Origin of the sequence: Nucisporomicrobium flavum, assembly GCF_016464385.1 — a bacterium.
Classification (GTDB): Bacteria; Actinomycetota; Actinomycetes; order Mycobacteriales; family Micromonosporaceae; genus Actinoplanes; species Actinoplanes flavus_A.
The window spans coordinates 161,554-186,603 of the sequence record NZ_JADMLH010000006.1 but is presented as its reverse complement, the minus strand read 5'-3'; the positions used below and the strand labels follow the sequence as shown (position 1 = coordinate 186,603).

28 protein-coding genes are annotated in these 25,050 nt (G+C 74.0%); 16 read left to right on the top strand and 12 right to left on the bottom strand.

Annotated elements, in window-relative coordinates; all coding sequences use genetic code 11:
• Positions 1-19 precede the first annotated feature (19 nt).
• Together epsC and cysK are read left to right on the top strand one after the other, a co-directional pair.
• Positions 20-568 (top strand): serine O-acetyltransferase EpsC, encoded by a 549-nt coding sequence (gene epsC, locus IT780_RS16915; protein WP_199512519.1) that lies wholly within the window; start codon positions 20-22, stop codon positions 566-568.
• Complete coding sequence (gene cysK, locus IT780_RS16910; RefSeq protein ID WP_199512518.1) at positions 541-1,458, top strand: cysteine synthase A; 918 nt, start codon at positions 541-543, stop codon at positions 1,456-1,458. Before epsC ends, cysK begins: the two co-directional genes overlap by 28 nt.
• Here the strand turns inward: cysK and IT780_RS16905 are convergent.
• Genes IT780_RS16905 through IT780_RS16895 form a run of 3 tightly spaced genes read right to left on the bottom strand, consistent with a single transcriptional unit; the run spans position 1,455 to position 4,200 of the window.
• Complete coding sequence (locus tag IT780_RS16905) at positions 1,455-1,982, bottom strand: NifU family protein (RefSeq protein WP_199512517.1); 528 nt, start codon at positions 1,980-1,982, stop codon at positions 1,455-1,457. The genes cysK and IT780_RS16905 overlap by 4 nt on opposite strands.
• Positions 1,982-3,943, bottom strand: a complete 1,962-nt coding sequence (gene feoB, locus IT780_RS16900) for a ferrous iron transporter B (protein ID WP_199512516.1) — start codon at positions 3,941-3,943, stop codon at positions 1,982-1,984. The genes IT780_RS16905 and feoB overlap by 1 nt, the downstream gene beginning before the upstream one ends.
• Positions 3,940-4,200 carry a FeoA family protein gene (locus tag IT780_RS16895; protein WP_307831229.1) on the bottom strand — a complete coding sequence of 87 codons (261 nt, stop codon included), beginning with the start codon at positions 4,198-4,200 and terminating at the stop codon, positions 3,940-3,942. The genes feoB and IT780_RS16895 overlap by 4 nt, the downstream gene beginning before the upstream one ends.
• A 127-nt stretch (positions 4,201-4,327) precedes the next feature.
• Between IT780_RS16895 and crcB (IT780_RS16890) the strand changes: the two genes are divergently transcribed.
• The 4 genes from crcB (IT780_RS16890) to eno all read left to right on the top strand — a co-directional run bounded on the left by crcB (IT780_RS16890) (position 4,328) and on the right by eno (position 6,891).
• Positions 4,328-4,798, top strand: a complete 471-nt coding sequence (crcB, locus tag IT780_RS16890) for a fluoride efflux transporter CrcB (protein WP_199512515.1) — start codon at positions 4,328-4,330, stop codon at positions 4,796-4,798.
• On the top strand, positions 4,795-5,145 hold the full coding sequence (locus tag IT780_RS16885) for a DUF190 domain-containing protein (protein WP_199512514.1): 351 nt from the start codon (positions 4,795-4,797) through the stop codon (positions 5,143-5,145). The genes crcB (IT780_RS16890) and IT780_RS16885 overlap by 4 nt, the downstream gene beginning before the upstream one ends.
• Positions 5,142-5,516 carry a fluoride efflux transporter CrcB gene (gene crcB / locus IT780_RS16880; protein WP_199512513.1) on the top strand — a complete coding sequence of 125 codons (375 nt, stop codon included), beginning with the start codon at positions 5,142-5,144 and terminating at the stop codon, positions 5,514-5,516. Before IT780_RS16885 ends, crcB (IT780_RS16880) begins: the two co-directional genes overlap by 4 nt.
• 115 nt (positions 5,517-5,631) lie before the next feature.
• A complete protein-coding gene (gene eno, locus IT780_RS16875; RefSeq protein ID WP_199512512.1) occupies positions 5,632-6,891 on the top strand; it encodes a phosphopyruvate hydratase in 1,260 nt (419 codons plus the stop codon).
• A gap of 6 nt (positions 6,892-6,897) precedes the next feature.
• Here the strand turns inward: eno and IT780_RS16870 are convergent, their stop codons facing one another.
• Positions 6,898-7,908, bottom strand: a complete 1,011-nt coding sequence (locus IT780_RS16870; RefSeq protein ID WP_233412976.1) for an NADP-dependent oxidoreductase — start codon at positions 7,906-7,908, stop codon at positions 6,898-6,900.
• A 90-nt stretch (positions 7,909-7,998) separates the two neighbouring features.
• On the opposite strand from IT780_RS16870, the gene IT780_RS16865 reads away from it, so the two are divergent.
• A complete protein-coding gene (locus tag IT780_RS16865) occupies positions 7,999-8,559 on the top strand; it encodes a TetR/AcrR family transcriptional regulator (protein WP_199512511.1) in 561 nt (186 codons plus the stop codon).
• Here the strand turns inward: IT780_RS16865 and IT780_RS16860 are convergent.
• Positions 8,537-9,046, bottom strand: a complete 510-nt coding sequence (locus IT780_RS16860) for a flavodoxin domain-containing protein (RefSeq protein WP_199512510.1) — start codon at positions 9,044-9,046, stop codon at positions 8,537-8,539. The genes IT780_RS16865 and IT780_RS16860 overlap by 23 nt on opposite strands.
• 20 nt (positions 9,047-9,066) lie before the next feature.
• Positions 9,067-9,468, bottom strand: coding sequence for a PNPOx family protein (locus IT780_RS16855; protein WP_199512509.1), 402 nt, complete (start codon positions 9,466-9,468; stop codon positions 9,067-9,069).
• A 209-nt stretch (positions 9,469-9,677) separates the two neighbouring features.
• Between IT780_RS16855 and IT780_RS16850 the strand changes: the two genes are divergently transcribed.
• Positions 9,678-9,878, top strand: a complete 201-nt coding sequence (locus IT780_RS16850) for a hypothetical protein (protein WP_199512508.1) — start codon at positions 9,678-9,680, stop codon at positions 9,876-9,878.
• A gap of 34 nt (positions 9,879-9,912) precedes the next feature.
• A complete protein-coding gene (locus IT780_RS42705; protein WP_267910052.1) occupies positions 9,913-10,047 on the top strand; it encodes a hypothetical protein in 135 nt (44 codons plus the stop codon).
• 168 nt (positions 10,048-10,215) lie between these two features.
• Here IT780_RS42705 and IT780_RS16845 read toward each other — a convergent pair whose 3' ends face one another.
• From IT780_RS16845 to IT780_RS16835, 3 genes are read right to left on the bottom strand one after another with little or no spacing between them, the layout of a single operon-like run.
• On the bottom strand, positions 10,216-11,298 hold the full coding sequence (locus IT780_RS16845) for a hypothetical protein (RefSeq protein ID WP_199512507.1): 1,083 nt from the start codon (positions 11,296-11,298) through the stop codon (positions 10,216-10,218).
• Positions 11,292-11,609: a PadR family transcriptional regulator gene (locus IT780_RS16840; protein WP_233412975.1), complete on the bottom strand. Its 318-nt coding sequence runs from the start codon at positions 11,607-11,609 to the stop codon at positions 11,292-11,294. The genes IT780_RS16845 and IT780_RS16840 overlap by 7 nt, the downstream gene beginning before the upstream one ends.
• Before the next feature lie 9 nt (positions 11,610-11,618).
• Positions 11,619-12,017 (bottom strand): nitroreductase family deazaflavin-dependent oxidoreductase, encoded by a 399-nt coding sequence (locus IT780_RS16835; RefSeq protein WP_199512506.1) that lies wholly within the window; start codon positions 12,015-12,017, stop codon positions 11,619-11,621.
• Between the two features lie 145 nt (positions 12,018-12,162).
• Here IT780_RS16835 and IT780_RS16830 point away from each other — a divergent pair, with 145 nt between their 5' ends.
• Positions 12,163-12,525, top strand: coding sequence for a hypothetical protein (locus IT780_RS16830; protein WP_199512505.1), 363 nt, complete (start codon positions 12,163-12,165; stop codon positions 12,523-12,525).
• A gap of 169 nt (positions 12,526-12,694) precedes the next feature.
• Complete coding sequence (locus IT780_RS43145) at positions 12,695-14,296, top strand: DUF6345 domain-containing protein (RefSeq protein WP_199512504.1); 1,602 nt, start codon at positions 12,695-12,697, stop codon at positions 14,294-14,296.
• Positions 14,297-14,512: 216 nt separating this feature from the next.
• On the opposite strand, the gene IT780_RS16820 is transcribed toward IT780_RS43145, so the two are convergent.
• On the bottom strand, positions 14,513-15,682 hold the full coding sequence (locus IT780_RS16820) for a cysteine--1-D-myo-inosityl 2-amino-2-deoxy-alpha-D-glucopyranoside ligase (RefSeq protein WP_199512503.1): 1,170 nt from the start codon (positions 15,680-15,682) through the stop codon (positions 14,513-14,515).
• Between the two features lie 334 nt (positions 15,683-16,016).
• On the opposite strand from IT780_RS16820, the gene IT780_RS16815 reads away from it, so the two are divergent.
• The 5 genes from IT780_RS16815 to IT780_RS16795 all read left to right on the top strand — a co-directional run bounded on the left by IT780_RS16815 (position 16,017) and on the right by IT780_RS16795 (position 22,245).
• Positions 16,017-16,481, top strand: a complete 465-nt coding sequence (locus IT780_RS16815; protein WP_199512502.1) for a hemerythrin domain-containing protein — start codon at positions 16,017-16,019, stop codon at positions 16,479-16,481.
• 37 nt (positions 16,482-16,518) lie between these two features.
• Positions 16,519-18,096 (top strand): ABC transporter permease, encoded by a 1,578-nt coding sequence (locus IT780_RS16810; protein WP_199512501.1) that lies wholly within the window; start codon positions 16,519-16,521, stop codon positions 18,094-18,096.
• A gap of 63 nt (positions 18,097-18,159) precedes the next feature.
• Positions 18,160-18,600 carry a nucleotide triphosphate diphosphatase NUDT15 gene (locus IT780_RS16805; protein WP_199512500.1) on the top strand — a complete coding sequence of 147 codons (441 nt, stop codon included), beginning with the start codon at positions 18,160-18,162 and terminating at the stop codon, positions 18,598-18,600.
• A 58-nt stretch (positions 18,601-18,658) separates the two neighbouring features.
• Positions 18,659-19,306, top strand: a complete 648-nt coding sequence (locus IT780_RS16800; protein ID WP_199512499.1) for a flavin reductase family protein — start codon at positions 18,659-18,661, stop codon at positions 19,304-19,306.
• 104 nt (positions 19,307-19,410) lie between these two features.
• Entirely contained in the window at positions 19,411-22,245 is a 2,835-nt protein-coding gene (locus IT780_RS16795) for an FAD-binding and (Fe-S)-binding domain-containing protein (RefSeq protein WP_307831228.1), read from the top strand.
• Here the strand turns inward: IT780_RS16795 and IT780_RS16790 are convergent.
• Both IT780_RS16790 and IT780_RS43140 read right to left on the bottom strand, forming a co-directional pair.
• Entirely contained in the window at positions 22,232-23,302 is a 1,071-nt protein-coding gene (locus tag IT780_RS16790) for a M15 family metallopeptidase (protein WP_199512497.1), read from the bottom strand. The two genes, IT780_RS16795 and IT780_RS16790, sit on opposite strands and share 14 nt — an antisense overlap.
• Positions 23,303-23,451: 149 nt before the next feature.
• A complete protein-coding gene (locus tag IT780_RS43140) occupies positions 23,452-24,855 on the bottom strand; it encodes a diguanylate cyclase domain-containing protein (protein WP_307831227.1) in 1,404 nt (467 codons plus the stop codon).
• Positions 24,856-25,050 lie beyond the last annotated feature (195 nt).

Genomic DNA, 25,050 nt, shown 5'->3' with positions numbered 1-25,050 from the left:
TTCCTCGAAGGAACCCCTCGTGCTGGACGACGTCCGCGCCGCGTGCCGCCGTGACCCGGCCCTGTACGGCATCCACCGTGCCGAAGTCCTGCTCTACCCCGGCCTCTGGGCCGTGTGGGGGCACCGCCTCGCGCACTGGCTGCACGGCCGGGGCGTACCCCTGCTGCCCCGCCTGATCTCCCAGGCGATGCGCCACGCGACGGGGATCGAGATCCACCCCGGCGCCGTCGTCGGCAAACGGCTGTTCATCGACCACGGCGCCGGGGTCGTCATCGGGGAGACCGCCCGCATCGGCGACGACGTGACCATGTACCACCAGGTCACCCTCGGCGGACGGGGGTGGCGCCGCGACCCCAAGGGCAGCCGGCGTCACCCCACCGTCGGCGACCGCGTCGTGCTCGGCGTCGGCGCCACCGTGCTCGGGCCCGTCCACATCGGCGACGACGCCGAGATCGGCGCCCTCTGCCTCGTCCACTCCGACGTCCCGGCCGGTGCCCGGCTGCGGGCGCCGGCACCCTGCGTCACCCTCGGGAGCCCACCATGGTCCACGACGACATCACCGCACTGATCGGCCGGACGCCCCTGGTGCGGCTGTCCCGCTTCGAACCCGGGCTGCCGGCCCGGCTGCTCGCGAAACTCGAGTCCGCCAATCCCGGCGGCAGCGTCAAGGACCGCATCGCACTGGCCATGATCGAGGCCGCCGAGGCCACCGAGGAGCTGCGGCCGGGCGTCCCCATCGTGGAGGCGACCAGCGGCAACACCGGCATCGGCCTGGCCATGGTGGCGGCCGCGCGCGGCTACCGGCTGACGCTCACCATGCCGGAGAGCATGAGCGCCGAGCGGCGGGCGTTGCTGGCCGCGTACGGTGCGGAGCTGGTCCTGACGCCCGCCGCCGACGGCATGCGCGGCGCGGTGGCCCGGGCCCTGGAGATCGCCGACGAGCGGCGCGCGTTCCTGCCCCGGCAGTTCGACAACCCGGCCAACCCCGAGGTGCACCGGCGTACCACCGCGCTGGAGATCTGGAACGACACCGACGGCGACCTCGACGCGGTCGTCGGCGGGGTCGGCACCGGCGGCACCCTGACCGGCGTCGGCCAGGTGCTCAAGGAGAAGAAGCCCGGCCTGCGGGTGTACGCCGTGGAACCGGCCGAGTCCCCGGTGCTCTCCGGCGGCGCCCCCGGCCCGCACGGCATCCAGGGCATCGGCGCCGGCTTCGTCCCCGAGGTGCTCGACCCCACCGTGTACGACGAGGTCGTCCGCGTCAGCGTGGACCAGGCCCGCTCCGCCGCCCGCCGGCTCGCCCACAGCGAGGGCATCCTGGCCGGCGTGTCCAGCGGCGCCGCCCTGTACGCCGCGGCCCGCGTGGCACGCCGGCCGGAGTTCGAGGGCCGCACCGTGGTCGTCGTGCTCCCGGACACCGGCGAGCGGTACCTCAGCACGCCGTTGTTCGACGCCTAAGCGCGGTTGACGACCTGGCGTACGCCGGGACACCGGCGCCGGAGTTCGTCCTCGAGCCGGTGGCGCAGGGTGATCCCGGCGGCCGGGCAGCCGTGGCAGGCCCCCGACATGCGGACCGTCACCACGCCGTCGTGGACGTCCACCAGCTCGATGAGGCCGCCGTGGGAGAGCGCCAGCTCGCCCGCCCGCCCGTCGATCAGCGCGGCGGCCGCGGCCCGCAACGGTTCGTCCGGGTCGCCGTCACCGCCCGGGGTGCCGGTCCAGCCGGCCGGGTCGGCGAGCGCTTCGTGCAGGGCCGACCGTACGCGGGACCCGTCGCGCGACCAGCTCCGTCCCGCGGCCAGGTCCGTGACGATCGCAGTGGCCTCGACCTTCACCGCCGCGAGCGTCCCGTCGCGCAGCAGCGTGGCGAGCGCGGCCGGGACGGTGGCCGGGACGCCGGTGAACGGCAGCACGCCGGCCGGGGTGATCCAGCGCAGCCGGTCCGGCCGTCCCGCGCAGGGCTGGGGATGGATGGGGATCATCAGCCGGCCCCGGTCAGCAGGGCGGTGACCGTCCGCGCCAGCAACGCCATCACCCACGCGAGCGTGGTCAGGTAGCCGAACGCGATCAGCGGCCACTTCCAGCCGCCCGTCTCGCGCCGCAGGATGCCGACGGTCGCCATGCACTGCAGCGCGAAGGCGAAGTACACCAGCAGCGCCGCGATGGTCGGGGCGGTGAAGACGCGTTGCCCGGCGCGCGGCCCGTCGGAGTACGTCATGGTCCGCAGCGCCTGAGCCGGTTCTTCGGCGTTCTCGGCGGCGGCGACCTGACCGAGGGTGGCGACGAAGGTCTCCCGGGCCGACTGGGCGGACAGCACGCCGATCGAGATCCGCCAGTCGAAGCCCAGCGGCGCGAACACCGGCGCGACACCGCGCCCGAGCGCCGCCGCATAGCTGTGGTCGGTGACGTACGCGGACACCGACCGGTCGTCACCCGGGTCCACGCCGTGCGCGCGCAGGTCCGCGGCCGAGTGGACGGGCAGGTTGAGCAGGAGCCACAGCGCGACCGTGGTGACCGTGATGATGGTCGAGCACTTCCGCACGAACGACCGCGCCGACTGGCCCATGGCGATGAGCACCGAGCGCAGCGTGGGCATCCGGTACGGCGGCATCTCCATGGAGAACGGCATGGCCGTGCCCCGCCGCCCGCCGATCTTCTTGAACGCCCAGGCCGCGAGCATGGCGGACACGGCGCCGAGCAGGTACATGGCGAACATGACCAGGCCCTGCACTCCGAGCGGTCCCACCCGGGCCGAGGGGTCCACGAGCAGGCCGATCAGCAGCACGTACACCGGGAGCCGGGCCGAGCAGGTGATCAGCGGGGCGGCCATCATCGTGGCGAGCCGGTCGCGGGCCGACGGCAGCGTCCGGGTCGCCATGATGCCCGGGATCGCGCACGCGAAGGACGACAGCAGGGAGACGAAGGCCCGTCCCTCGAGACCCGCGCGGGCCATCACCCGGTCCATGAGGAACGCGGCCCGCGACATGTAGCCGACGCCCTCGAGCACCGCGATGAGCAGGAACAGCAGCATGATCTGCGGGACGAACACCATGACGCCGCCGACGCCGCCGATCAGGGCGTCGCCGAGCAGCCCCGCCGGCCACGGGCTCTGGATGTGCGTGCTCACCAGCGTGGACAGCCAGCCGAAGAACGACTCGACGTACCCCTGCAGCGGCGCGGCCAGCCGGAACACGACCTGGAAGAACAGCACCATGACGGCCAGGAATACGAGCGTGCCGCCCACCGGATGCAGCAGGACGGCGTCGATCCGCTGCGTTGTCCGGTGCCGGCCCGGCGGCCGGTAGCCGGCGAAGGCCAGCACGGACTCGGCCCAGGCGTCGAGCTCGGCCCGGTCGGCCGGCGGCGCCAGCACCGGCGCCGGCCAGGACCGCCACTCGTCGATCAGCTCGCGCAGCCGGTCCGCGCCCTGCCCGCCGCGCCCGATCACCGCGACCGCGGGTACGCCGAGCGCCTGCCCGAACGCCTCGACGTCCAGCGCGCCCTGTCCCGCCGCGAGCTCGTCGGTGAACGTCACGACGACCGCGCTCGGCAGCCCGCGCCCGATGACCTCGGCCGCGAACCGCAGGGACCGGCGCAGCGTGGTGGCGTCGACGACGACCAGCACGGCGTCCGGCGGCGGCTCGCCGTCGAGCCGGCCGTCCAGCACGTCGACCATGACCTGCTCGTCCGGGCTGATCGGCGCGAGGCTGTAGGTGCCGGGCAGGTCCTCGATCAGGTAGCGGTGGCCGTTGATCCGGCTCGTGCCGACGAACCGGGAGACGGTGACGCCGGGATAATTGCCGGTCTTGGCGCGCAGGCCGGTGAGCGCGTTGAAGATGCTCGTCTTCCCGGCGTTCGGGCTGCCGGCGAGCGCGAGGCGCGGCGTCGTGACACCGGCCACCCCGCCGTCCCGGCCGCTTCCTGCCCCGCAGTGGTCGCTCATCCGTCGAGCTCCCGCGCCAGCAGGTACGCCGCCTGGTCGCGGCGCAGGCACACGTCGTAGTCGCGTACGCGGTAGATCGTGGGATCCCGCAGCGGCGCCCGGCGCACGACCTCGACCTGCGACCCCGCCGTGAAGCCGAGATCCTCCAGGCGGCGGACGACCGCAGCCGGCGCGTCCGCCGCCGTGCCGGTCACCAGCACCACGCTGCCCGGCGGGAAGCCCGCGAGGGGCGTGGCCATGGACGTCACTCGAATCACGGGCCAACTGTAGAGGTAAGGCTTGCTTAACCGGCTCGGCTGGAACTCCCGCAAATAGTTGACCTTCGGCCCTGACGGCCCGGCGGTAGAGTGGGGGACGCATGCCACGGGTGGAGGGAACGCGCTGGTGTCTCAGTCCACCGGACTGCCGACGGATCCGGACGTCGACCTGCACGTCGCCACGCAGCGGCGGGAATCGTCGCGACCGGTGCTCGGCGCCGTCGCGCTCGGCGGGGCCCTGGGTGCGCTCGCCCGCTACGGCCTGGCCACCGCCTGGCCCCACCCGCCGGCGGGCTTCCCGTGGGCCACGTTCGTGACGAACGTCTCCGGCTGCTTCCTCATCGGGATCCTCATGGTGCTCATCACCGAGGTGTGGTCGGCGCACCGGCTGATCCGCCCGTTCCTCGGCGTCGGCATGCTCGGCGGCTACACGACCTTCTCCACGTACACCGGTGAGGTGCAGCAGCTGGTCGCCGCCGGCGCCGCCCGTACCGGACTGCTCTATCTGGCCGGGACGGTCCTCGCCGCGCTGGCGGCGGTCTACGCCGGCGTGTCCGCGACCCGCCTGGCGACCCACCGGCGGAGGGCGGCCTCATGAAGATCGAAGGGCCCGCGGTACGGCTGACCGTCTTCATCGGTGAGGACGACACCTGGCACCACCGGCCGCTGTACCACGAGATCGTGCACCGGGCGCACGCCGCCGGGCTGGCCGGCGCGTCCGTGCTGCGCGGCATCGAGGGGTACGGCGCCTCCTCGCGCATCCACACCACCCGGCTGTTGTCGCTGTCGGAGGATCTGCCCGTCGCCGTGATCATCGTGGACCGCGAGGACCGCATCCGGGCCTTCCTGCCGCAGCTCGACGAGCTGGTCGGCGAGGGCCTCGTGATCCTCGACCCGGTCGAGGTGATCCGGTACGTGGGCCGCACCGCGCCGGTCGACTCGTGACGGCGCTGCTGGTCATGCTGGGCGCCGCGATCGGGGCGCCGCTGCGCTACCTCGCCGACCGGGCGGTGCAGGCGCGCCACGACTCCGTCTTCCCGTGGGGCACGTTCACCGTCAACGTCACCGGCTCCTTCATCCTCGGGGTGCTGCTGCACGGTGTCGCGGTGCACGCCGTGCCGGGCAGCGTCAACGCGCTGTTCGGGACGGGACTGTGCGGCGCGCTGACGACGTACTCCACGTTCGGGTTCGAGACGGTGCGGCTGCTGGAGCAGCGGGTCCGGGCGTACGCGGTCCTCAACGTGGTCGCCGGCGTGGTCGCCGGGCTGGGCGCCGCCTTCTGCGGCATCGCGCTCGCCGAGGCCGTCTGGCGCTGAGCCGGACGGTTCCGTCGCCCTGCCCGGCAGGACCTTCGACCCGATGACGACGGGTACGGCCACTGGAAGAGTCGACAGCGGAACATCGCCTGTCGCTCGGTAGTGGGAGCCTGAAATGACGTTGACGATCGCCGGCCTGACGGCCGTGGAAGTGCTCGACTCGCGGGGCCGTCCGACCCTCGCGGTGACGCTGCGGCTGCCCGATGGGCGCACCGTCCGCGCGGGCGTGCCCTCCGGCGCTTCCACCGGCAGCCGCGAGGCCGTCGAGCTCCGCGACGGCGACCAGCACCGGTACGCCGGCAAGGGCGTGCTCCACGCGGTCGCCCACGTCAACGGTGAGCTCGCCGACCTGCTCCGCGGCCGGGAGTTCGCCGACCTGGCGGCCGTGGACCGGGCCATGATCGAGGCGGACGGCACGCCCACCAAGGCGCGGCTGGGCGCCAACGCGATCATCGGCGTGTCGATGGCCGCCGCCCGGGCGTTCGCGCTGCTCGCCGACGTGCCGCTGTGGCGCTACCTGACCCCGGGCGGGGTGACTCCGCGGCTTCCCGTACCGCACTTCAACGTGGTCAACGGCGGCGCGCACGCGCCCAACCGGCTCGACTTCCAGGAGTTCATGATCGCGCCGATCGGCGCGCCCGACCTCGCCGAGGCGGTCCGGGCCGGCGCCGAGGTGTACGCCGCGCTCCGGCGCCGCCTGGCCGGCCAGGGCTTCGCCACCGGGCTGGGCGACGAGGGCGGCTTCGCGCCCGAGATCGACGCCCCGGAGGACGTGCTCTCCACCCTCGTCGCGGCCATCACCGACGCCGGCTACACGCCCGGCCGCGACGGCGTGGCCATCGCGCTGGACCCGGCCGCGAGCGAGTTCTACCGCGACGGGCGCTACCACGTGGCGGGGGAGAGCCTCACGACCGACGACATGATCGCCCGGTACGAGGCCATCGTGGACCGTTTCCCGGTGTGGAGCATCGAGGACGGCCTGGCCGAGGGCGACTGGGACGGCTGGGTGGAGCTCACCGCCCGCCTCGGCGGCCGGGCCCAGCTCGTCGGCGACGATCTGCTGGTCACCAACCCGGCCATCGTCGCGGAGGGTATCGACCGCAAGGCGGCCACCGCGGCCCTGATCAAGGTGAACCAGGTCGGCACCGTGACCGAGACGCTGGAGACCATGCGGCTGTGCCGCGAGGCCGGCTGGGCCCAGATGGTGTCGCACCGCTCGGGCGAGACCGAGGACACCTTCATCGCGGACCTCGCGGTGGGCACCGGCTGCGGGCAGCTCAAGACCGGGGCGCCGGCCCGCGGCGAGCGGGTCGCCAAGTACAACCGGCTGATCGAGATCGAGGCCGACAACGACCTGCCGTACGGCCTGCGCTGACCGGTCTCAGGGCTCGACGGTCAGGACGATCTTGCCCTGGAGGTGGCCGCGGCCGGCTCGTTCGTGCGCCGCCGCGGCCCCGGCGAGCGGGTACGCGCTGTCGACGGCGACGTGCAGCGTGCCGTCGCCGAGCAGCCGTCCGAGCTCGGCGAGCTGCGGCCCGTTCGAGCGCACCTGGGTGATCGACACCGTCACGCCCAGCCGGGCGGTCTCGGCGGGGTCGAACTCGCCGAAGAACACCGGGAAAAGCGCCCCGCCGCGCTTGAGCGTCCGCAGGAAGCGGCGGCTCGCCGGGCCGCCGACGGTGTCGAGCACGAGGTCGAGGTCGCGCGCGACGTCCTCCGGGCGGGTCCTCGTGTAGTCGATGACCTCGTCGGCGCCGAGCGAGCGCAGGAACGCTTCGTGCGGGCCCGACGCCACTGCGATGACGTGTGCGCCCTTCCCCTTCGCCAGCTGCAGCGCGAAGTGGCCCACGCCGCCCGCGGCGCCGTTGACCAGCACGGTCGTTCCGGGGCCGAGTGGCACGGGGCGGTGCCGGTGCTCCTGGAACGGCGACGGGTGGTCGTGCCCGAGGTCGATCAGGAACTGCCATGCCGTGAGCCCCGCCATGGGCGCCGCCGCGGCGTGCACGTGGTCGACGCCGGCCGGCTTGTGGGCCAGGTCCGACGCGGGCGCGGTCACATACTCGGCGTAGGTGCTGCCCTCGAATCCTGGGAAGCGCAACATCCCGAAGACCTCGTCGCCGGGGGAGAAGTCCGTCACGTCGGCGGCGACGGCCTCGACCACGCCCGACATGTCGGTCCCGGGGATCACGGGCAGCCGGATCGCCGGGCGTAGCGCCGCAGGCATGACAGTCAGCCCGTCGCGCAGGTACCAGTCGGGCGGGTTGACGCCCACGGCGTGCACGCGGACCAGGACCTCTCCCGCCTTCGGCGCGGGGATCGGGGCGTCCTCGTAGCGCAGCACGTCCGGGCCGCCGTACTCGTGCAGCCGGATCGCCTTCATCGTCTTCAGCATCGCTGTCCCTCGCGGGTGTGGGCGGTTAACCTAAGCGGGTCGGTGCTCCGAATATACGGGTCACTGCTCCGCTTATCAACGGGAGGGTACGTGCGGGCTGACGCCAGGAGGAACTACGAGCAGCTGCTCGCGGTCGCGAGCGTCGTGGTGACCGAGGAGGGCGCCGACGCGTCGCTGCGCGACATCGCCCGCCGGGCCGGGGTCGGGCTGGGCACGATGTACCGCCATTTCCCCACCCGCGAGGCGCTGTTCGAGGCCCTGCTCCGGACCGGCTTCGACGAGCTGGCGGCGAAGGCCGGCGACCTGGAGACCGCCGGCTCGGCCGGCGACGCCCTCGTGTCCTGGCTGCGCGAGTTCGTCGCGTGCGCGCACAACTACCGGGGCGTCATCGACTCCATGGTGGCCGCCATCGAGGACCCGGACTCCGCGCTGCACGCCTCCTGCACCACGATGAAGGCCGCGGGCGCCCGGCTCCTCGACCGCGCGCAGGCCGAGGGCTCCGCCCGCGGCGACATCGACGGCACCGACCTGTACGCCCTCGGCGGCGCGCTCGCGTGGGTCGGCGATCAGCCCGCCCTCGCCTCGCGCGTCGACCGTCTCTTCGCCCTCATCGCGGAGGCGATCCTGATCAGACAGCCGACGCGTCCCTGAGGCCCGGGTCCACGGCGACGCCGGCGGACACCAGCGTCTTCCGCGCCCAGGCGCCGATCCGCGCCCAGTCGCGCAGGTCGCGCCGGCCGGCCCGGCGGCGGCCGACGGGGTCGGCCCCACCGAACAGCCCGACCGCGACGGGTACGAGCCAGGCCCGCTTCGCCAGGGCGCGGTCGAGCTGGGCCCGGCTGCTCTGCCAGGCCTCCTCGTCGTCGCGGCGGGGACCGAGGGCGAAGACGGCCACCGGCACCGAGCTCAGCGTGGCCCGGTGCCGTTTGAGGAACCGGTGCGCGTCCCGATGCCAGCGGCCGGAGTAGATCGGCGCGCCCAGCATCACGAGGTCCCAGCCCGCCGGGGGCTCGAGAACGGTGTGCGCGGGTACGACCTCCGCCTCGGCGCCGGTGGCGCGGACCGCGGTCCCCACCGCCTCGGCGACCTGCCGGGTGGAGCCGTTCCTGGTGGCGTACGCCACGAGCACGCGGGTCATCACGATCACCTCCGCGACTCTCAGAACGCGTGGACGTGCAGGTAGTGCTCGATGCCCAGCCGCTGCCACACCCGGCGACGGCTCGGCCGCACCAACGGGAGGGCCTGCGGAGCGTCGACCACCCGGAACTCGCCGATCGTGTAGCCGACTCCGGACACGTCGATCGTGGCCCGGCCGGCCGCCTGCAGGTTGCGCAGCCAGTCCACATCGGTGCCGTACGGCAGCGGGATCACGAACCCGCCGTCGACGGGCTCGGCGACGACCGGCGTGGTGAACGCACGCCCGGAGCGCCGTCCGACGTGGTGCAGCGCGGCGGCGTAGAAGTGCCGGCGCCCGGCCGCGAGCCGCATGACGGGGTTGAGGATCGCCTTGTTGAACTTCCGTACGCCGACGCGCCGGTGGTTCGTGTGTGTCCCGGACATGGCGGACTCCAGTCTCCTGGTCTCTCCCCCCAGTCCATCCCCGCGGCGTCCACGGTGGCCAGGGCGGTAGGTCACCGGCGTGGGTGCCGCCGGGCGGAGGCGGCGGCACGGGATGCAGGGACCAACGGCCCTGCCGGCGGGGCGGTCACCGGGGACACGCTGAGAACCCCGGCCCGGGGCGGGGCCGGTGCAGGATGAGAGGGCTCGGCATGAGCGACACGAAGCAGCGCCGGAACGTGATCCGCGGCCCCGGCGGCGGGGACGCCGTCTACGGCATCGGCCTGATCGGCGCCCTCGTCTGGTACATCAGCCAGGCCGACAGCTTCGGGGCGGGCGTCGTCGGCGTGCTGAAGGCATTCGTCTGGCCCGCCTTCCTGGTGTACGGCCTCCTCCAGTTCATCTCCGGCTGACGGTCTCTCGGCAGACCATCGTGAGGGAGTCATCATGATTCGCAAGTCCCCGCAGAAGCACAGCGCCAAGAAGCAGGGCAAGACGGTGAAGGAGAAGCAGGCCGCCAAGAAGCTCAAGCGGATGACGCAGGCGGTCAGGACGTCGAACATCCCGCCGACGGGCCACTGACCGTCCTCTCCAGGCTCGCCTTCCCGTCCCCCGTTCGTCTGTCTCGGGTCATGGACCGGGGCCGGCGGCGGAGAGCTTCCAGGAGGGCGCTGCGGATCGACCTCCGGGACGGGTCGAGACTGCTGGCTATCCCCGATCCGGCCGGCTGGGCCGTTCCTGGCCGAGTCGTCAGGCGGGGTGCCGGCCTGCCGGTGACGATCGCTGCGCCGGTCCCGGCAGCCCGGTCAGCCAGATCGCCAGGACGGTGACCAGCGCGGCGTAGACGTACGGGCGGTCGCCGCCGGTCACGAAGAGCGTGTACCACCAGGGCGCCAGCGGCTCGTCGGTGAGGGTTGCCGCGTGCGGGGCCGCGAGGAGCAGTCCCGTCATCGGCAGGGCCGCGAAGCAGACGATGACGCCCGCGGCCGCCGTGAGCTGCGGGAAGCCCCGGCGGCGGGCGGCGCGGCGGTGCAGGCGGCAGGCCGCGAGCCAGGCGGCGAGTGCTGCCGGGGCCGCCGCCGCCAGGAGGGGCAGGGCGGGCAGGTGCTGGTACGTAACCGGGCGCACCAGGTACGACGCCGTCGCCTGGTCGTGGTACCGCCCCGTGGTGACGTCGAGGGTGAGGCGGTCGCGGTGGGCGGTGAGCCTCCACAGCGAGTCGCGGGTGAGGTCGACGCCGACGACGTCCGGGGTCAGCTCGTCGTGGACGTCGGTGTCGATGGTCCAGCCCCGCGCCCGCAGCCGGTCGCGGGCGGCGTGGAGGTCGGCCTCGAAGTCCCGGTCCAGCGGCACCGCGGCCACCTCGAAGGCCGTGGCGCCCGCCAGCGTGTTGTCGTCCACGTCGCTGTCGAAGACCGGGGCTTCGGGCGTACCCGTGACGGCCCGGCCGGGGAAGACGGTGACGGCCAGGTCCTGGGCCTGGGCCGCGGTCATCATGGGTGGCGGTGGGGTCCAGGTGAGGCGGCCCACGGCGGCCGCGGCGAACATTCCGGCCGTGACGGCGAGCAGGGCGATGGGTACGGCGGTGCCCGATCCCTTCTCAGGCCTCAGCGCCCAGCCGCCGCCCGCCGAGGGGGCCCTCCGGGCGGCGAGGTGCAGCGACGGCAGGGTCAGCGCGGCGATCGCCACGTACCGCAGGCGGGACGCGCGGCCGTGCCGGGCCAGCTCGGCGAGGTCGCCGCGCCATTCCTCGCGCTGTCGCTCGCGGAAGCCTGCGGGCAGCATCCGGGTGAGGAGGGCGATCGCCACCCGTTCCAGCAGGGGCGTCACCACGCGAGCTCCCCGCCGGCCGTACGGCGGCGCTTGCGGGCGGCCTCGGCGAGCGCCGTACGCCCCGCGTCGACGCCCTCGGCGGTGAGCCGGTAGTAGCGGCGCCGGGGCCGGCCGGCGGCGGAGGCGTCGACGTCCTCGACGCGGCTCTCCAGCCATCCGGCGTTCTCGAACGCGACAAGAATCGGGTAGACGCTGCCCGGTTCGAGCCCGGCCTGCAGGGCGAGGTCGAGGCCGTACCGCTCGGCGGCGGGGTCGGCCAGCAGCGCTCGCAGCAGCAGGAGCCGCGGAATCGTCATCCGGTGCACACCCATGGTCTTACTCTATATAGGGGTGGCAACCCCCACGACGGGCAGCACCAGGCACTCCTCGGTACGGGCCACGTAGCGCAGCGCGTACCGGAAGACCGCGGGGATCTCCCGGGTCGCCTCCTCGGCGGGGACGAGCCGCGGTACGCCCAGTTCCAGCCGTTCCCGGCCCAGGTGGATCCGGCAGCCTCCCGCCCGGGTGACGTTGAGGAACCAGTCGGAGCGGCGGCCGAAGTTGAGGCCGATCACCACGGTGTCCCCGACGCGGAAGGCCCGCACCGGCGTGTGGTGCACGCGCCCGGACCGGCGGCCGACGTGCTCGAGGTCGGCGAACGCGGCGTGACCCGCCAGGTGCAGCATCAGCCTGTTGACCCGGCCACGGGTGACCTTCGTGAGGAGTCGCGGGAATGGCATCGGTGACCGCCTCCGGTTCGTGCGGCACGTCGGTGCCGGCACTTTCACCGTGCGGCGCCGAGGGCACCGCGGCCAGGGCAGGGTGGCCTTGCGGCCGGGGACGACCGGCCCGGGTCACGGGCGGGCGGATCATAGGATGCGGGTCGTGACGCTGACCTATCTGGGAGCCGTGCCCGACGGGCAATGGCGGGCCCTGCTGCGGGACCACCTCGACCGTGCCGACTCGTTCCGGGTGCACGTACCCGACGGCGAGGGTCAGCTGAGCCACGGGCGCGCCGATTTCCTGGCGCTGCCCGGGGTGGAGGTGCGGCCGTGGAGCGGGATGCGCGACGCCGTGGAGATCGCCGGTCCGCTCACCGACGCCGTCCGGGAGATGTTCCTGCGGATGGAGCCGTCGCTCGAGTCGTTCGACCCGGAGCACAAACTGTGGGATTACGAGCTCGTGCGTGACGGCGCCGTGATCCTGTCGATCGGTGACTACCACGATCTGCAGATCGCATCGGACTGAGCAAACGGCGAATCGTCGGACGACCCTGTCGCCTATCCGTCTCGCGTTCCGTACCGGCATTTCCGGCATATGACCCTGCCCATACTGGGCGCGGCGCCGACCGGTGCCGTGACCACGAACGCGGGGGGCAGTGATGCAGCGCGAGACGGAAACACCGCAACGACGACGGGTGGGAACGGCCGGAGTGCTGGCCGTGGCGCTCGCCGTGCCGCTGGGGCTGAGCGTGGCCGCCGCGCCCGCCAGCGGCGCCGAGCGGGTGACGCTGCCGGTCTTCGCCGTACGGTCGTCCGGCCTGACCGGTGACCAGGCGGCCGGCCTCGCCCGTGCCCTGGGCCTCAAGCAGCTCGCCCGCGGCGAGGACGGCGGCGTCCGGTACGCCTCGGAGAAGTCGTTCCTCGCCGTGCCGACCCGGGCCGCCGGCCGTGGCAGGGACGAGGACGGGCGGCCCACCACCCGCGCCGTGCTCGACATCGCGGCGCTGAAGCGGCTTCGGACCATCAGCACGGCGACGGCGCTGCGCCGGGCCACCTCGGCGCTCGCGACGGCGAAGCTGCTGCCGCGCGACGCGAAGCCCGTCGCCCGCAAGACCATGATGACCGCGGTCGACCGGCGCGGACGGACCATCGTGTCGGCCGCGCTGGACACCAGCGTCTCGTACGCGTTCACGCTCGCCGGCCTGCCGTACGAGGGCCCCGGCGCCAAGCTGCGCCTCTCGTTCGACGGCCGGGGCGCCGCCACGGGGCTCTCGGTCAGCACCCGCGGCCTCGAGCAGGCCGGCGCGGTCGAGGTGCTCGACGCCGCCGGCGCGCTGGACCGCTGCAGCCGGGTGATGGGCCAGGGCGTACGGGTCACCTCGGCCGCCCCGGTCTACTGGGCGCCGGCGCTGGCCACGGCCGTGCAGACCATCGAGCCGAGCCTGCGATGCTCCGGTGTGGACACCGCCGGCGCCCAGGCGCAACGGGTGGTCGTCCCCGCCGCGGTGGACGCCCGGCTGCCGGAGCCGCCCGCGCCGCAGGAGCCCCGCCCGGGCGCCGCCGGCCGGGTCACGTCGCGCGCGTACGGCGTCGCCGACGTGGGCAGCGAGGGCACGGGCCCGTGCTCGGGGCTGGCGCACACGGGCGAGAACCTCGCGTCGTTCAACGGTCAGTTCACGAGCCGCGGCATCCCCGTGGAGTTCAGCTGGCGCGACCAGAACGCGTGGGAGCAGGACTTCAAGGACCCCGCGTACGGCGGTGACGACAGCGACTGGGCCGACCACGTCGACATGACGTACTGGCAGGGGCACGGCGCGCCGACCGGGTTCAGCTTCGCCGGGTGCAGCAGCAACGACGACTCGTTCCTGGCGAACACGGACGCCCGCTGGGGCAACGGGGACGCCGAGTGGATGAGCCTGTTCACGTGCCTGATCCTGGCCCAGGAGTCCGGCGGGCAGCGGTGGTGGCAGCGCTGGGGTCCCGCGTTCGCCGGCCTGCACCAGATCAACAGCTTCCACACCGTCTCGTACCACAGCGCCTCGCACGGCGGCACGTACGCGAACTACCTGCTGCGCAGCCCGTTCCTGTGGTGGAACAAGCCGATGCCGGTCCGCAGCGCCTGGGCGCAGGCGTCGATCGACGACCAGCCGGCCGAGGTGGTCTGGGCCAGCATGGGCCCGATCGGGCCGGGCGGCGCGGTCAGCATGAACGACTACTTCTGGGGCAGGGGCGCCGTCAGCCCCGACGTGCCCGCCGCGTCGGTCACCGGGTACTGGTACATCTCCGGCGGGTCCTGAGGCCGGCCGCGTCCGCAGGGCCGTCGGGCCCTGCGGACCGGGACCTCGGCCCTGACGTGCGGCGCCGCCGCGCCGCCAGACTGGGGGCAGCAACGACGGTGAGGAGCCCGGCATGTGTGTCATCGACCCGTCGCGTCCCTGCGGGAGCTGCCTCGCGGCCGGCCCGCAGGAGTGCCCGTACCTGTATCTGCTCGACGCCGACGAGCTCGCCGCGCTTCAGGCCAGCGCCAGCACCCTCAGCAGCAGCCGTGCGGCCTCACCGCCGTCCGTCAGGGCGGTCTCCACGGCGAGCGGGACGTCGAGGTCGTCCAGCAGCGCCGTGACGACCGCCGTCGTGGTCGCGGCGGCGCCGCCGGGACGCCCGGCCGCCGCGTAGAGGAGCTCCAGGCGGGCGGCCGCCCTGTCGAGGTCGCCGGGACGATACTCCCACTGGGCATGCCACGGCCGGTCGAGCACGAGCAGCCGTACCGTCGCGGGGGAGTGGTCGCGCAGGAGGTCGGCGACCAGGGTCAGGTTGCCCGTGCTCTTCGCCATCTTCGCGCCGCCCCGGTGGACCGCGCCGACGTGCAGGCGGGCCCGGGCGAACGGCGCCACCGACGTCACCGCCTCGACCATCGCCGCCTGGTAGGCGTGGTGCGGGAACGCCAGGTCCTCGCCGCCGGCCAGCACGTCCACGCTCGAGCCGAGCACCGACAGCGCCATCGCCGCGCACTCGGCGTGCCAGCCCGGCCGTCCCGGGCCCCACGGACCCGGCCAGGCCGGCTCGCCCGGTGCCGACGGGCGCCACACCGCCACGTCGAACGGGTCGTCGCGGTCCGGGTCGTGCGGGTCGTCCCCGAACTCGGCGCTGCGCGCCAGCGCCACCTCGCGGGGCAGCCCGGAATCCGCCGCGACCTGCGCGCCGCGGAAGAACACAAAACCGTTCCGGACGTACGCGCGATCCGCGGCCAGCAACGCTTCGGCGAGCTGCTGAACCGTACGGATGTAGTGCCGTGCCCGGGGTTCGTGCGCCGGGCGGCGTACCCGCAGAGCCGTCATGTCCTTGTCGAAGGCGTACTCCTGCTGCAGCGCGAACTGCGCGAAGTCGCTGCCCCGCGCGCCCGCCGCCCGGGTCAGCACGTCGTCCACGTCGGTGACGTTGCGGCAGCCCACCGTCTCCACCCCGCACAGCCGCCACACGGAGGCGAGCAGATCCGACCAGATGAACGTCGAGGCGTGCCCCAGATGCGTCACGTCGTACGGCGTGATCCCGCAGGTGTAGAGCCGCGCCGTGCCCACCACGGGCAGCCGGTCACCGCGGAGCCGCAGTGCCGCGCCGGGCGCGACCAGATCCGTACGCCGCGCCGCGCCGGCGCTTTCGGCAGAGGCCGCGCTGGGAAGGGTCATCCGCCCATGATGTGCCCGCCCGGGCGGCGCGCGCCACCGGCCGGGGCAGGAGAGGGCCGGAGGTCCGGACCGGCGTGACCAACGTCCGTACCGGCGCGCGGCTCCCGGGGATCATGCTGGCAGCTGAGAAGGACCCCCGCCGCCGCCGGGCGCCGATGACACGGCCACGGCGGCAAAACGGCACGGACGCCGGACCGGAAGCCCCCCTGAGGTCCGGCGTCCGTGCCTCTCCTCCGCCCGCCGGGTCCCGCCAGTCCGGGCCGAAGGTCCCTGGCCGGCCCTCGCTCGCGCGGCGACAGTGGAAAGGTCCGCAAGCCGAGCCGGGGGTCAGATCATGTGTGAGTACTGCGGCTGCCAGTCCGTCACCGCCATCGAGGAACTGACCCGCGAGCACGACGAGGTCGTCGCGATGATCGCCGAGGTGCGGACCGCCCACGCCGCCGCGGACGTGCCCCGCATGGCCGAGCTGGCCCGCAGCATCAGCACCGTCCTCGAGCCGCACACCGTGGTCGAGGAGGAGGGGCTTTTCCCCCTGCTGACCGACGACTTCCCCGACCACGTGGCCGCCCTGCGCGACGAACACCGCCGGGTCGAGGCCGTCCTCGGCGCGGCCGCCGCGGGCGTACCGGCCGACGGCGGCTGGCCGGACGACCTGATCGCGACCCTGGAGGTGCTGCGCGAGCACATCCTCAAGGAGCAGGATGGGGTGTTCCCCGCCGCGCTGACCACCCTCGGCGGGTCCGACTGGGACACGGTGGACGCGGTACGCGCCCGGGTCGGCATCCGCCTCCCGGCGTAGGGCCCGCCCGCCGCCCGCGAGGAGATGAGGTCTGGCGATGACCGGTACGCGGGACCTGCTGCGCTTCATGCTCCGCCGGGAACGCGCCGCGCTGCCGTGGTGGCTCCTGGGCGCCACGCTCCTCGTGCTGGTGCAGTCCGCGCAGAGCCAGAACCTGTACGACAGCCCGGAGGCCCTCGAACGGCTGCGCCGCACGATCGGCGGCAACACGGCGGTGATCGCGATGAGCGGGCCGACCCGGCTGCTCGGCTCCATCGGCGGCGAGATCGTGTTCGAGATCTTCGCGTTCGCCGCGGTCGTGGTCGCGCTGATGACCATGTTCCTCGTCGGCCGGCACACCCGCGCCGAGGAGGAGACCGGCCGCGCCGAGCTGATCCGGTCGGGCCGGGTGGGGCGGCAGGCCCCGCTCGCGGCGGCGCTAGCCCTGACCGGGCTGGCGAACCTCGCGGTCGCGATGCTGATCTTCGCCGTGGCGGCCGGTACGGGCCTCCCGCTGGGCGGTTCGCTGCTGTTCGGCGTCGCGATGGCCGCCGTGGGCGTCACGGTCGCCGCCGCCACCGCGGTCGCGGCGCAGGTCTTCGAGAGCGTTCGGGCCGTGTACGGGGCGGTCGGCCTCGCCATCGGTGCCGCGTACGTCCTGCGGGCCGCCGGGGACGTGGGCAGCGGCGCCCTGTCCTGGGCCTCGCCCATCGGATGGGGGCAGCGCACGTTCCCGTACACCGGTGACCGGTGGTGGCCGCTGCTGCTGCCGCTCGGGGCGTCCGCGCTGCTGGTGGCCCTCGCCGTCGCCCTGTCGCGGCGGCGTGACTTCGGCGCGGGCCTGGTGGCACCCCGCCCCGGCCGGGCCCGGGCCGCAAGATCGCTGCGGAACGCCACAGCGCTGGCGTGGCGCCTGCAGCGGGCGAGCCTGGCCGGGTGGGCGGCCGGGATGGCGCTGCTCGGCGTCGCGTACGGCTCGGTCGCGGAGAGCATCGAGCAGTACGTCAAGGACAACCCGGAGATCGCGAAGTTCCTGCCGGGCGGCGCGGCGGACGTCGTCGACGCGTACCTGGCGCTGACCGTGAGCCTCTCGGCGCTGATCGCGGCGGCGTACGGCGTGACCAGCGTGCTGCGGCTCCGCGCCGAGGAGACCTCCGGGCGGGCCGAACCGGTGCTGGCCACGGCCACCGGGCGGCTGTCCTGGCTCGCCGGGCACCTCAGCGTGGCCCTGACCGGCGGCGCGCTGCTGCTCGTCGCCTTCGGCCTCGGCGAGGGCACGACGTACGCCATCATCGTCTCGGACGCGGGCCAGGCGCCGCGGCTCGCCGGCGTCGCGCTCGCGTACGTGCCGGCGGTGTGGCTCGTCATCGCCGTCGTGGTGCTGGCCGTCGGCTGGACGCCCCGCCCGGCCGCCGCGGTGGGCTGGACCGCCGTGGGCTACTGCACGGTCGTCGCCCTCTTCGCCGAGTCGTTCGACCTGCCGGGCTGGGCGCAGAAGGCGTCGCCGTTCGTGCACACGCCGCAGGTGCCGCTGGCGGACCTGGGACCGGCCCCGCTGATCACGATCGCCCTGGTCGCGGCCGCCACCATCGGCGCCGGCTACCTCGGGCTGCGCCGCCGCGACGTCGGTTACTGATCACCTCGATCGTTCCCGCACCCGGCGACGACCCCGGCGCCCGGGCGTGGCATCGTCGCGGCCATGACTGATCGATCCCGGCCGCCCGGCGTCGGCATGGTGGTGCTGCGGTCCGGCGGCGAGGTGCTGCTCGGGCATCGCACGAAGAGCGGCGAGACCGCGACGTGGTGCCTGCCCGGCGGCAGCCTGGAACCCGGCGAGACGTTCGCCGACGCCGCCGTGCGGGAGACGGTGGAGGAAGCCGGCCTCACGCCGGCCGGCCCGCGTGCCTTCGCGGTCGCGATCGACCTCGCGGCGGGCGCGGTGACCGCGGGCGTGGTGGCGGAGCACGCCGGCGGCACCCCGCAGGTCCGCGAACCTCACGTCTTCGAACGCTGGCAGTGGTGGCCGCTCGCCGCCCTGCCCGCCCCGCTGTTCCCGGCGAGCGCTGCGGTGCTGGCGGTGTGGTGCGGCACCCCGGTCCCGGACGGCTGGTCGGCGTACCGCATCACCGACGCGTCGTAGCCGACGAGACGTCCGAAAGCCGCCAGCAGCGCTGCCCACGCCCGGGAAGCATGGCCGCATGCATGTCGTACCCGGTCTCAAGGTCCTGTATTTCGGCACCCCGGTCGTGCTGGTGAGCACGACCAACCCCGACGGCTCGGCGAACCTGGCCCCGATGTCGTCGGCCTGGTGGCTGGGCAGCTCCGCCATGCTCGGCCTCGGCGACGCCGGCCAGACGTCGGCCAACCTGCGCCGGCACGGTGAGTGCGTGCTCAACCTGCCGTCGTCGGCGATGGCCGCGGTCGTCGACCGCATCGCGCTGACCACCGGACGGGCCGAGGTGAGCGGGTACAAGCGGGCCCAGGGATACCGGTACGTGGCGGACAAGTTCGCCCTCGCCGGCCTGACTCGGCAGAGCTCCGACCTGGTCACCCCGCCCCGGGTGGCCCAGTGCCCGATCCAGCTGGAGTGCCGGGTGACCGCGGCGAACCCCTTCGGCGCCCCGGGCGTCACCGCCACGGCCTTCGAGGTCGAGGTGCTGCGTACGCACGTCGACGAGGACCTGGTCATCCCCGGCACCACCCACGTCGACCCGCTGCGCTGGGATCCCCTGATCATGAAGTTCACCGAATTCTTCGGCGGTGGCGTCAACGTCCACCCGTCCCGCCTCGCCGAGGGCTGGCAGATGCCGGCCCTCCGCCGCCACGGTGAGGTGCCCGCGGAGTAGGGGCGGGTCTGCATGGCGGGATGCGGGGGATCCCGTCGGCGTGGCCGGCGGGCCTGCCGGGATATTCTTCGGCTCATGTGTTCAGCAGCCGCATTGCCCGCCACGTGACCAGCGCAGACCTTGCTGCGCGTCTTCGCCGGGCCGGTGTCGGCGACGTGCTGGACGATGCGACGAACCGGTCGATGTACGCGTCGGACGCCTCGCTGTACCGGGTGGTGCCGCGGGCCGTGGTGCGGCCGAAGTCCGAGGACGAGGTGGCGGCCACGCTGGCCGTGTGCCGGGAGCTGGGCGTGCCGTTGACCGCCCGCGGGGCCGGTACGTCGGTGGCCGGCAACGCCATCGGGCCGGGTGTGGTGGTGGACTTCAGCCGGTATCTGCACCAGGTGCTCGAGGTGGACCCGGCCGCGCGCAGCGCACGGGTGCAGGCCGGGACGGTGCAGGCGACGCTGCAGGCGGCGGCCAGGCCGTACGGGCTGCGGTTCGGGCCCGATCCGTCCACCCACACCCGCTGCACGATCGGCGGCATGATCGGGAACAACTCGTGCGGGGCGCGGACGCTCGGGTACGGGCGGACGTCGGACAACGTGCTGGCGTTGTCCGCGCTGACCGTGGACGGGTCGCGGCTGGTCACCGGGCCGGAGCTCAGCGGCGCCGAGCCCATCACCGCCGCGTTGCGCGAGGTCGTCGGCGCCAACCTGGCCGTCGCGCGCACCGAGTTCGGGCGGTTCGGCCGGCAGGTCTCCGGGTACGCCGTCGAGCACCTGCTGCCCGAGCGCGGTTTCAACCTCACCGAGTTCCTGGTGGGCAGCGAGGGCACGCTCGCCGTGGTCACCGAGGCGACCGTACGGCTCGTCGCGGACCCGGCGCACCGGGTGCTGGTCGTGCTCGGCTACCCGGACTTCGGCACGGCCGGCGACGTCATCCCGGCGATCCTGGAGTTCGCGCCGACCGCGTGCGAGGGCATCGACTCGCGCATCTGCGAGGTGCTGCGCAGCCGGCGCGGGCCGGGCTCGGTGCCGCCGCTGCCCGGCGGGCAGGCGTGGCTGATGGTCGAGCTGGCCGGCGACGACCTGGGCGAGGTGCGCGAGCGGGTGGCGAAGCTGGTCGCCTCGGCCGCCGCGGTCGACTCGATGGTGGTCGAGGACCCGGTCGCGGCCGCGCCGCTGTGGCGGATCCGGGAGGACGGCGCCGGGCTGGCCGGGCGGGCGCCCTCCGGTCTGCCCGCGCACGCCGGCTGGGAGGACGCCGCCGTGCCGCCCGCGAAGATCGGCGCCTACCTGCGCGACTTCGACACGCTGGTCGACCGGCACGGGCTCACCGCGATGCCGTACGGGCACCTGGGCGACGGGTGTGTGCACGTACGGCTCGACTTCCCGCTCGACAGGCCGGGCGGCCCGGGCCGGTTCCGGGCGTTCCTGGAGGACGCGGCCGACCTGGTCGTCTCGTACGGCGGGTCGCTGTCCGGCGAGCACGGCGACGGCAGGGCCCGCAGCGAGTTGCTGACCCGGATGTACTCACCGGCCGCGATGGACCTGTTCCGGCAGATCAAGCACACCTTCGATCCGGACGGCCTGCTCAACCCCGGCAACCTGGTCGACCCGGATCCCGTGGACGCGAACGTCCGCGTGGCGCAGGCCCGCCCGGTCCGGCAGCGGCTGGCGCTGGCGTACCACGGGGACGGCGGCGACTTCAACCAGGCCGTGCACCGGTGCACCGGCGTGGGCAAGTGCCGGGCGGACAACACCGGGACCGGCGGAGTGATGTGCCCGTCGTACCTGGCCACGAAGAACGAGAAGGACTCGACCCGCGGCCGGGCCCGGGTGCTGCAGGAGATGCTGGACGGCGACCTCGCCCCGTCGTGGCGCTCGCCCGCGGTGCACGACGCGCTGGACCTGTGCCTGTCCTGCAAGGGGTGCCTGTCGGACTGTCCTACGGGGATCGACATGGCCTCGTACAAGTCCGAGGTGCTGCACCAGAGCTACTCGCGGCGGTTGCGGCCGCGCTCGCACTATTCGCTGGGCTGGCTGCCCCGCTGGTCGCGGCTCGCCTCGCGGATGCCGCGCCTGGCCAACCGCATGATCAGCCTGCCCGGGCTGCGCCGGATCGCGCTGTTCCTGGCCGGCGTCGACGCGCGCCGCTCGATCCCGGCGTTCGCCGACCGGACGTTCCGCGGGTGGCACGCGGCGCAGCAGCCCGCCGCGGACGGCAAGCCGGTCGTGCTGTTCGTCGACAGCTTCACCGACCACTTCGCCCCCGAGGTGGCGCGCGCGGCGGTCGAGGTGCTCACCGCCGCCGGGTACGCGCCCCGGATCACGTCCAAGGACGCCTGCTGCGGGCTGACCTGGATCAGCACCGGTCAGCTGGACGCGGCGAAGCGGATCCTCGGCCGGACGGTGTCGGAGCTGCAGGCGGCCGCCGAGGACGGGATCCCGATCGTCGGCCTCGAGCCGTCCTGTACGGGCGTGCTGCGCAGCGACCTCACCGAGCTGCTGGACGGGGAGGCGGCCAGGAAGGTCAGCGTCGCCACGGTCACCGTCGCGGAGCTGCTCTCCCGTACCGAAGGGTGGACGCCGCCATCGCTGGACGGCCGGAAGGTGATCGCCCAGCCGCACTGCCACCACCACGCCGTCATGGGGTGGTCGCCCGACGCCGAGCTGCTGAAGGCTGCCGGCGCGGACGTGGTCCGCCTGGGCGGCTGCTGCGGCCTGGCCGGCAACTTCGGCGTCGAGCGCGGCCACTACGAGGTGTCGGTGCAGGTCGCGGAGCAGCAGCTGCTGCCGGCGCTGCGAGCGGCGGGCGACGACGACGTGTTCCTGGCGGACGGCTTCTCCTGCCGCACGCAGTCCGCGGACCTGGCCGGCGTACGCGGCAAGCACCTCGTGGAGCTGCTGCGGGACGGCATGCGACAGGAGAAGGGCGGCCCGGTCAGCCGCCGGTGATGGACCAGTGCCACGCCTCCGACGGCAGGTTCACGAAGCCGTACCGGGCGGCGTGCGCCGACAGCCACCGGAAGCCGGCGCTGTCGCGGGTGAGCGTCCGGCCGCCCGAGGTGATGTCGACGGCCAGGCCGAGCTCGTGCAGCGACGTGCCGGGGATCGCCGTCGGGACGCGGCACGACGACGCCGGCGCGGTCCAGACGTTCGGGCAGCCGTTGATCTTGCGTAGCTCGATCTGCCGCTGCTTCGTGCGGAACCCGCCGCCGGACAGCGAGACCCCGTCGGCCTTCGCGGCACCCAGCATCTGCTGGAAGGCGAACGCGACGTTCCGGTGCACGGTGATGCCGTTGACCGAGGTGGTGTCGGCGACGGCGAACGTGCCGCGCACCTGGGCGACGACGTCCCGGCTGAGCCCGGCGGCCTGGGTGGCGTACGCGGCGCGCTGGGCGTCGGCGGCCTTCAGCCTGCGCTGGTTCGTCACGATCGCCGCGTACGTGCGGTCCCACGCGACCCCGGCCGCGTCGAGGTTGCCGGTGGCGGTCGAGGCGGTGGCCTGTGCCGTCTTCAGCGCCGCCGCGGCCGTACGGGCCTCGGTCCGGCGGGCGGCGGTCGTCTTGGCCGCGGCCGTGACGGCATCCTTGGCCCTGGTCACGGCGGTGGCGTTGCGCGGGCGCTGCTGCGACGCCACGGTCAGGTTGTTGCGGGCGGTGGCCAGGGCTTCCCGCGCCAGCGCGTACCGGGTACGCGCGGCGGCGTCGGTGGCGACCGTGGTCGTGACGGTGTTCTGCGCGTCGAGCTGCACGGCCCGGCGCTGGGTGAGCCGGTCCGCCCAGGTCGCGAGGCTCGTCCGCTGGGCGGAGAGGGTCTGACGCAGCCGCACGTACGCCGGGCTGGGCGCGAGGCTGCTGTGCATCAGCGACGCCCACTTCCGCGCCACTGCGGGCGTCGAGGCGGAGGCCGCCGTGGGCGTTACCGCGGTCGTCAGGAACACGGCGAGCACCGCGACGATCGCTGCGGTCGACGGCTGCCACGCGCGGGCACGGATATGTCGGGTGGTCATCGGGTGTTCGCTCCTCAGCCTGGACGGTCGGTGCGGGACGGCTTCCGGCGCCGGGTCCCGCATGTCGTCCAGTCGAGTTTTGAGTCCGCCGGGTGCAGCCCCGGCCCCGCGCCGGAGCGGACGGGTTGCCGCCGTCCGCGGGCGGCCGCTCAGGTGAGGGTGCCGGCGGTGACCGGCCGGCGGAACACCTCGATGCGGTTGCGGCCGCGGTGCTTGGCCTCGTACATGGCCTGGTCCGCGTCGTGGATGAGGGCCGTGGCGTCGGTCGTCCCCCCGCCGGTCACCGCCACGCCGACCGAGCTGCCGACGCGGACGGTGCGGCCCTGGATCTCGTACGGCTCGCGGATGCGCTCGACGAGGCGCCGGGCGACGCCGACGGCCTCGTGGCCGGCGGCGAGGCCCGGGCAGAGCACGAGGAACTCGTCCCCGCCGAAGCGGCAGAGCACGTCGCCGCGGCGGGCGTCCTCACGCAGCCGCTGGGCCACCGCGCGCAGCAGGGCGTCGCCCGCCGCGTGGCCGTGCACGTCGTTGATCGGCTTGAAACCGTCGAGGTCGATGAAGAGCACCGCGAGCCGGCCGCCGCGGCGCCGCTGCTCGGCGAGGGCGCGGCCGACGTGCTCGAGGAAGAGCGTACGGTTCGGCAGGCCGGTGAGCGCGTCGTGCAGCCGCTCGTGGGCCAGCCGGGCCGACCGGGTCAGCGCGGTGGCGCCCAGCGCGACCATGCAGAGCACGGCCAGCGCGAACCCGCCGAAGATCTCCCAGGCCAGCCGGCGGGTGGCCTGGATCGGCTCCAGCAGCACCTTCTGCGGGGCGACGAACACGACCCGCCATCCGGTGCCGGGGATGGGCGCAGAGCTGTAGTAGTCGCCTCCCGTCACCCCTGTGGGCGCGGTCCGCAGGGCCGCCACCACCCCCTGATCGGGTATCGGGCCACCCAGCTCGCCCTCGGCCGAGCGGGCGATGACCAGCCCCTTGGCGTCGACGATGAAGGCGCGCCCGCCGGGGGTGCCCAGCGAGCTCTGCAGGTAGCCCTTGGCGAACACGTCGAGGGTGTCGAGCGGGACGGCGGCTAGCCACACCCGGGGGCGGCCCGCGGCGGTGAACGGCACGCCGAAGATCAGCCGCTGGGCCTCGCCGTCCTGCACCAGGTCGCCGAAGACCATCGTGGCGCGCTGCTGCGCCCGGGTGCGGACGGGAGCGAGCAGCTTGCGGCCCGCGGCGCTGCGCAACGAGGGCGGCCGGGCGCCGAGCACGGTCCCGTCGGCTGTCGTGACGGCGCTGAACGCCAAGCTCACGTCCTTGTCGAGGGCCTTCTGCACCGAGCCGGGGTCACCCGAGAACGTCTGCTGGGCGGTCGACCGGTTCTGCTCGGCGCTCGCGGTGAACGCGTCGCTGGTCAGCTGCGCGGCGACCGCGGCACGGTTGGCGAACTCGCCGCGCAGGCGGTCGCCCGTGGCCCGGTCGGTGGCGATGAGATAGCCACCCACCAGGGCGATCAGGGCGAGGGCCAGCACACAGCTGAGCACCAGCACGACGCCGCGGGGAATGCGCACACCTCCCTTGTCGGCAGCCGGTCCGGCCGCTTGAGGGTTGGCCGCCGGGCATAGAACCCGGCCGATGTGGCGGTGCGGGCCGCCGCTGTCGTCGGCGCGGACAACTGCGTCCTCGCGATGTTGTCGGGCAGGCCAAAGACAACGGGACCGCCCGATCGGCACGCTGGCGGCCAACACGGAGCACGTGGAGGGCGA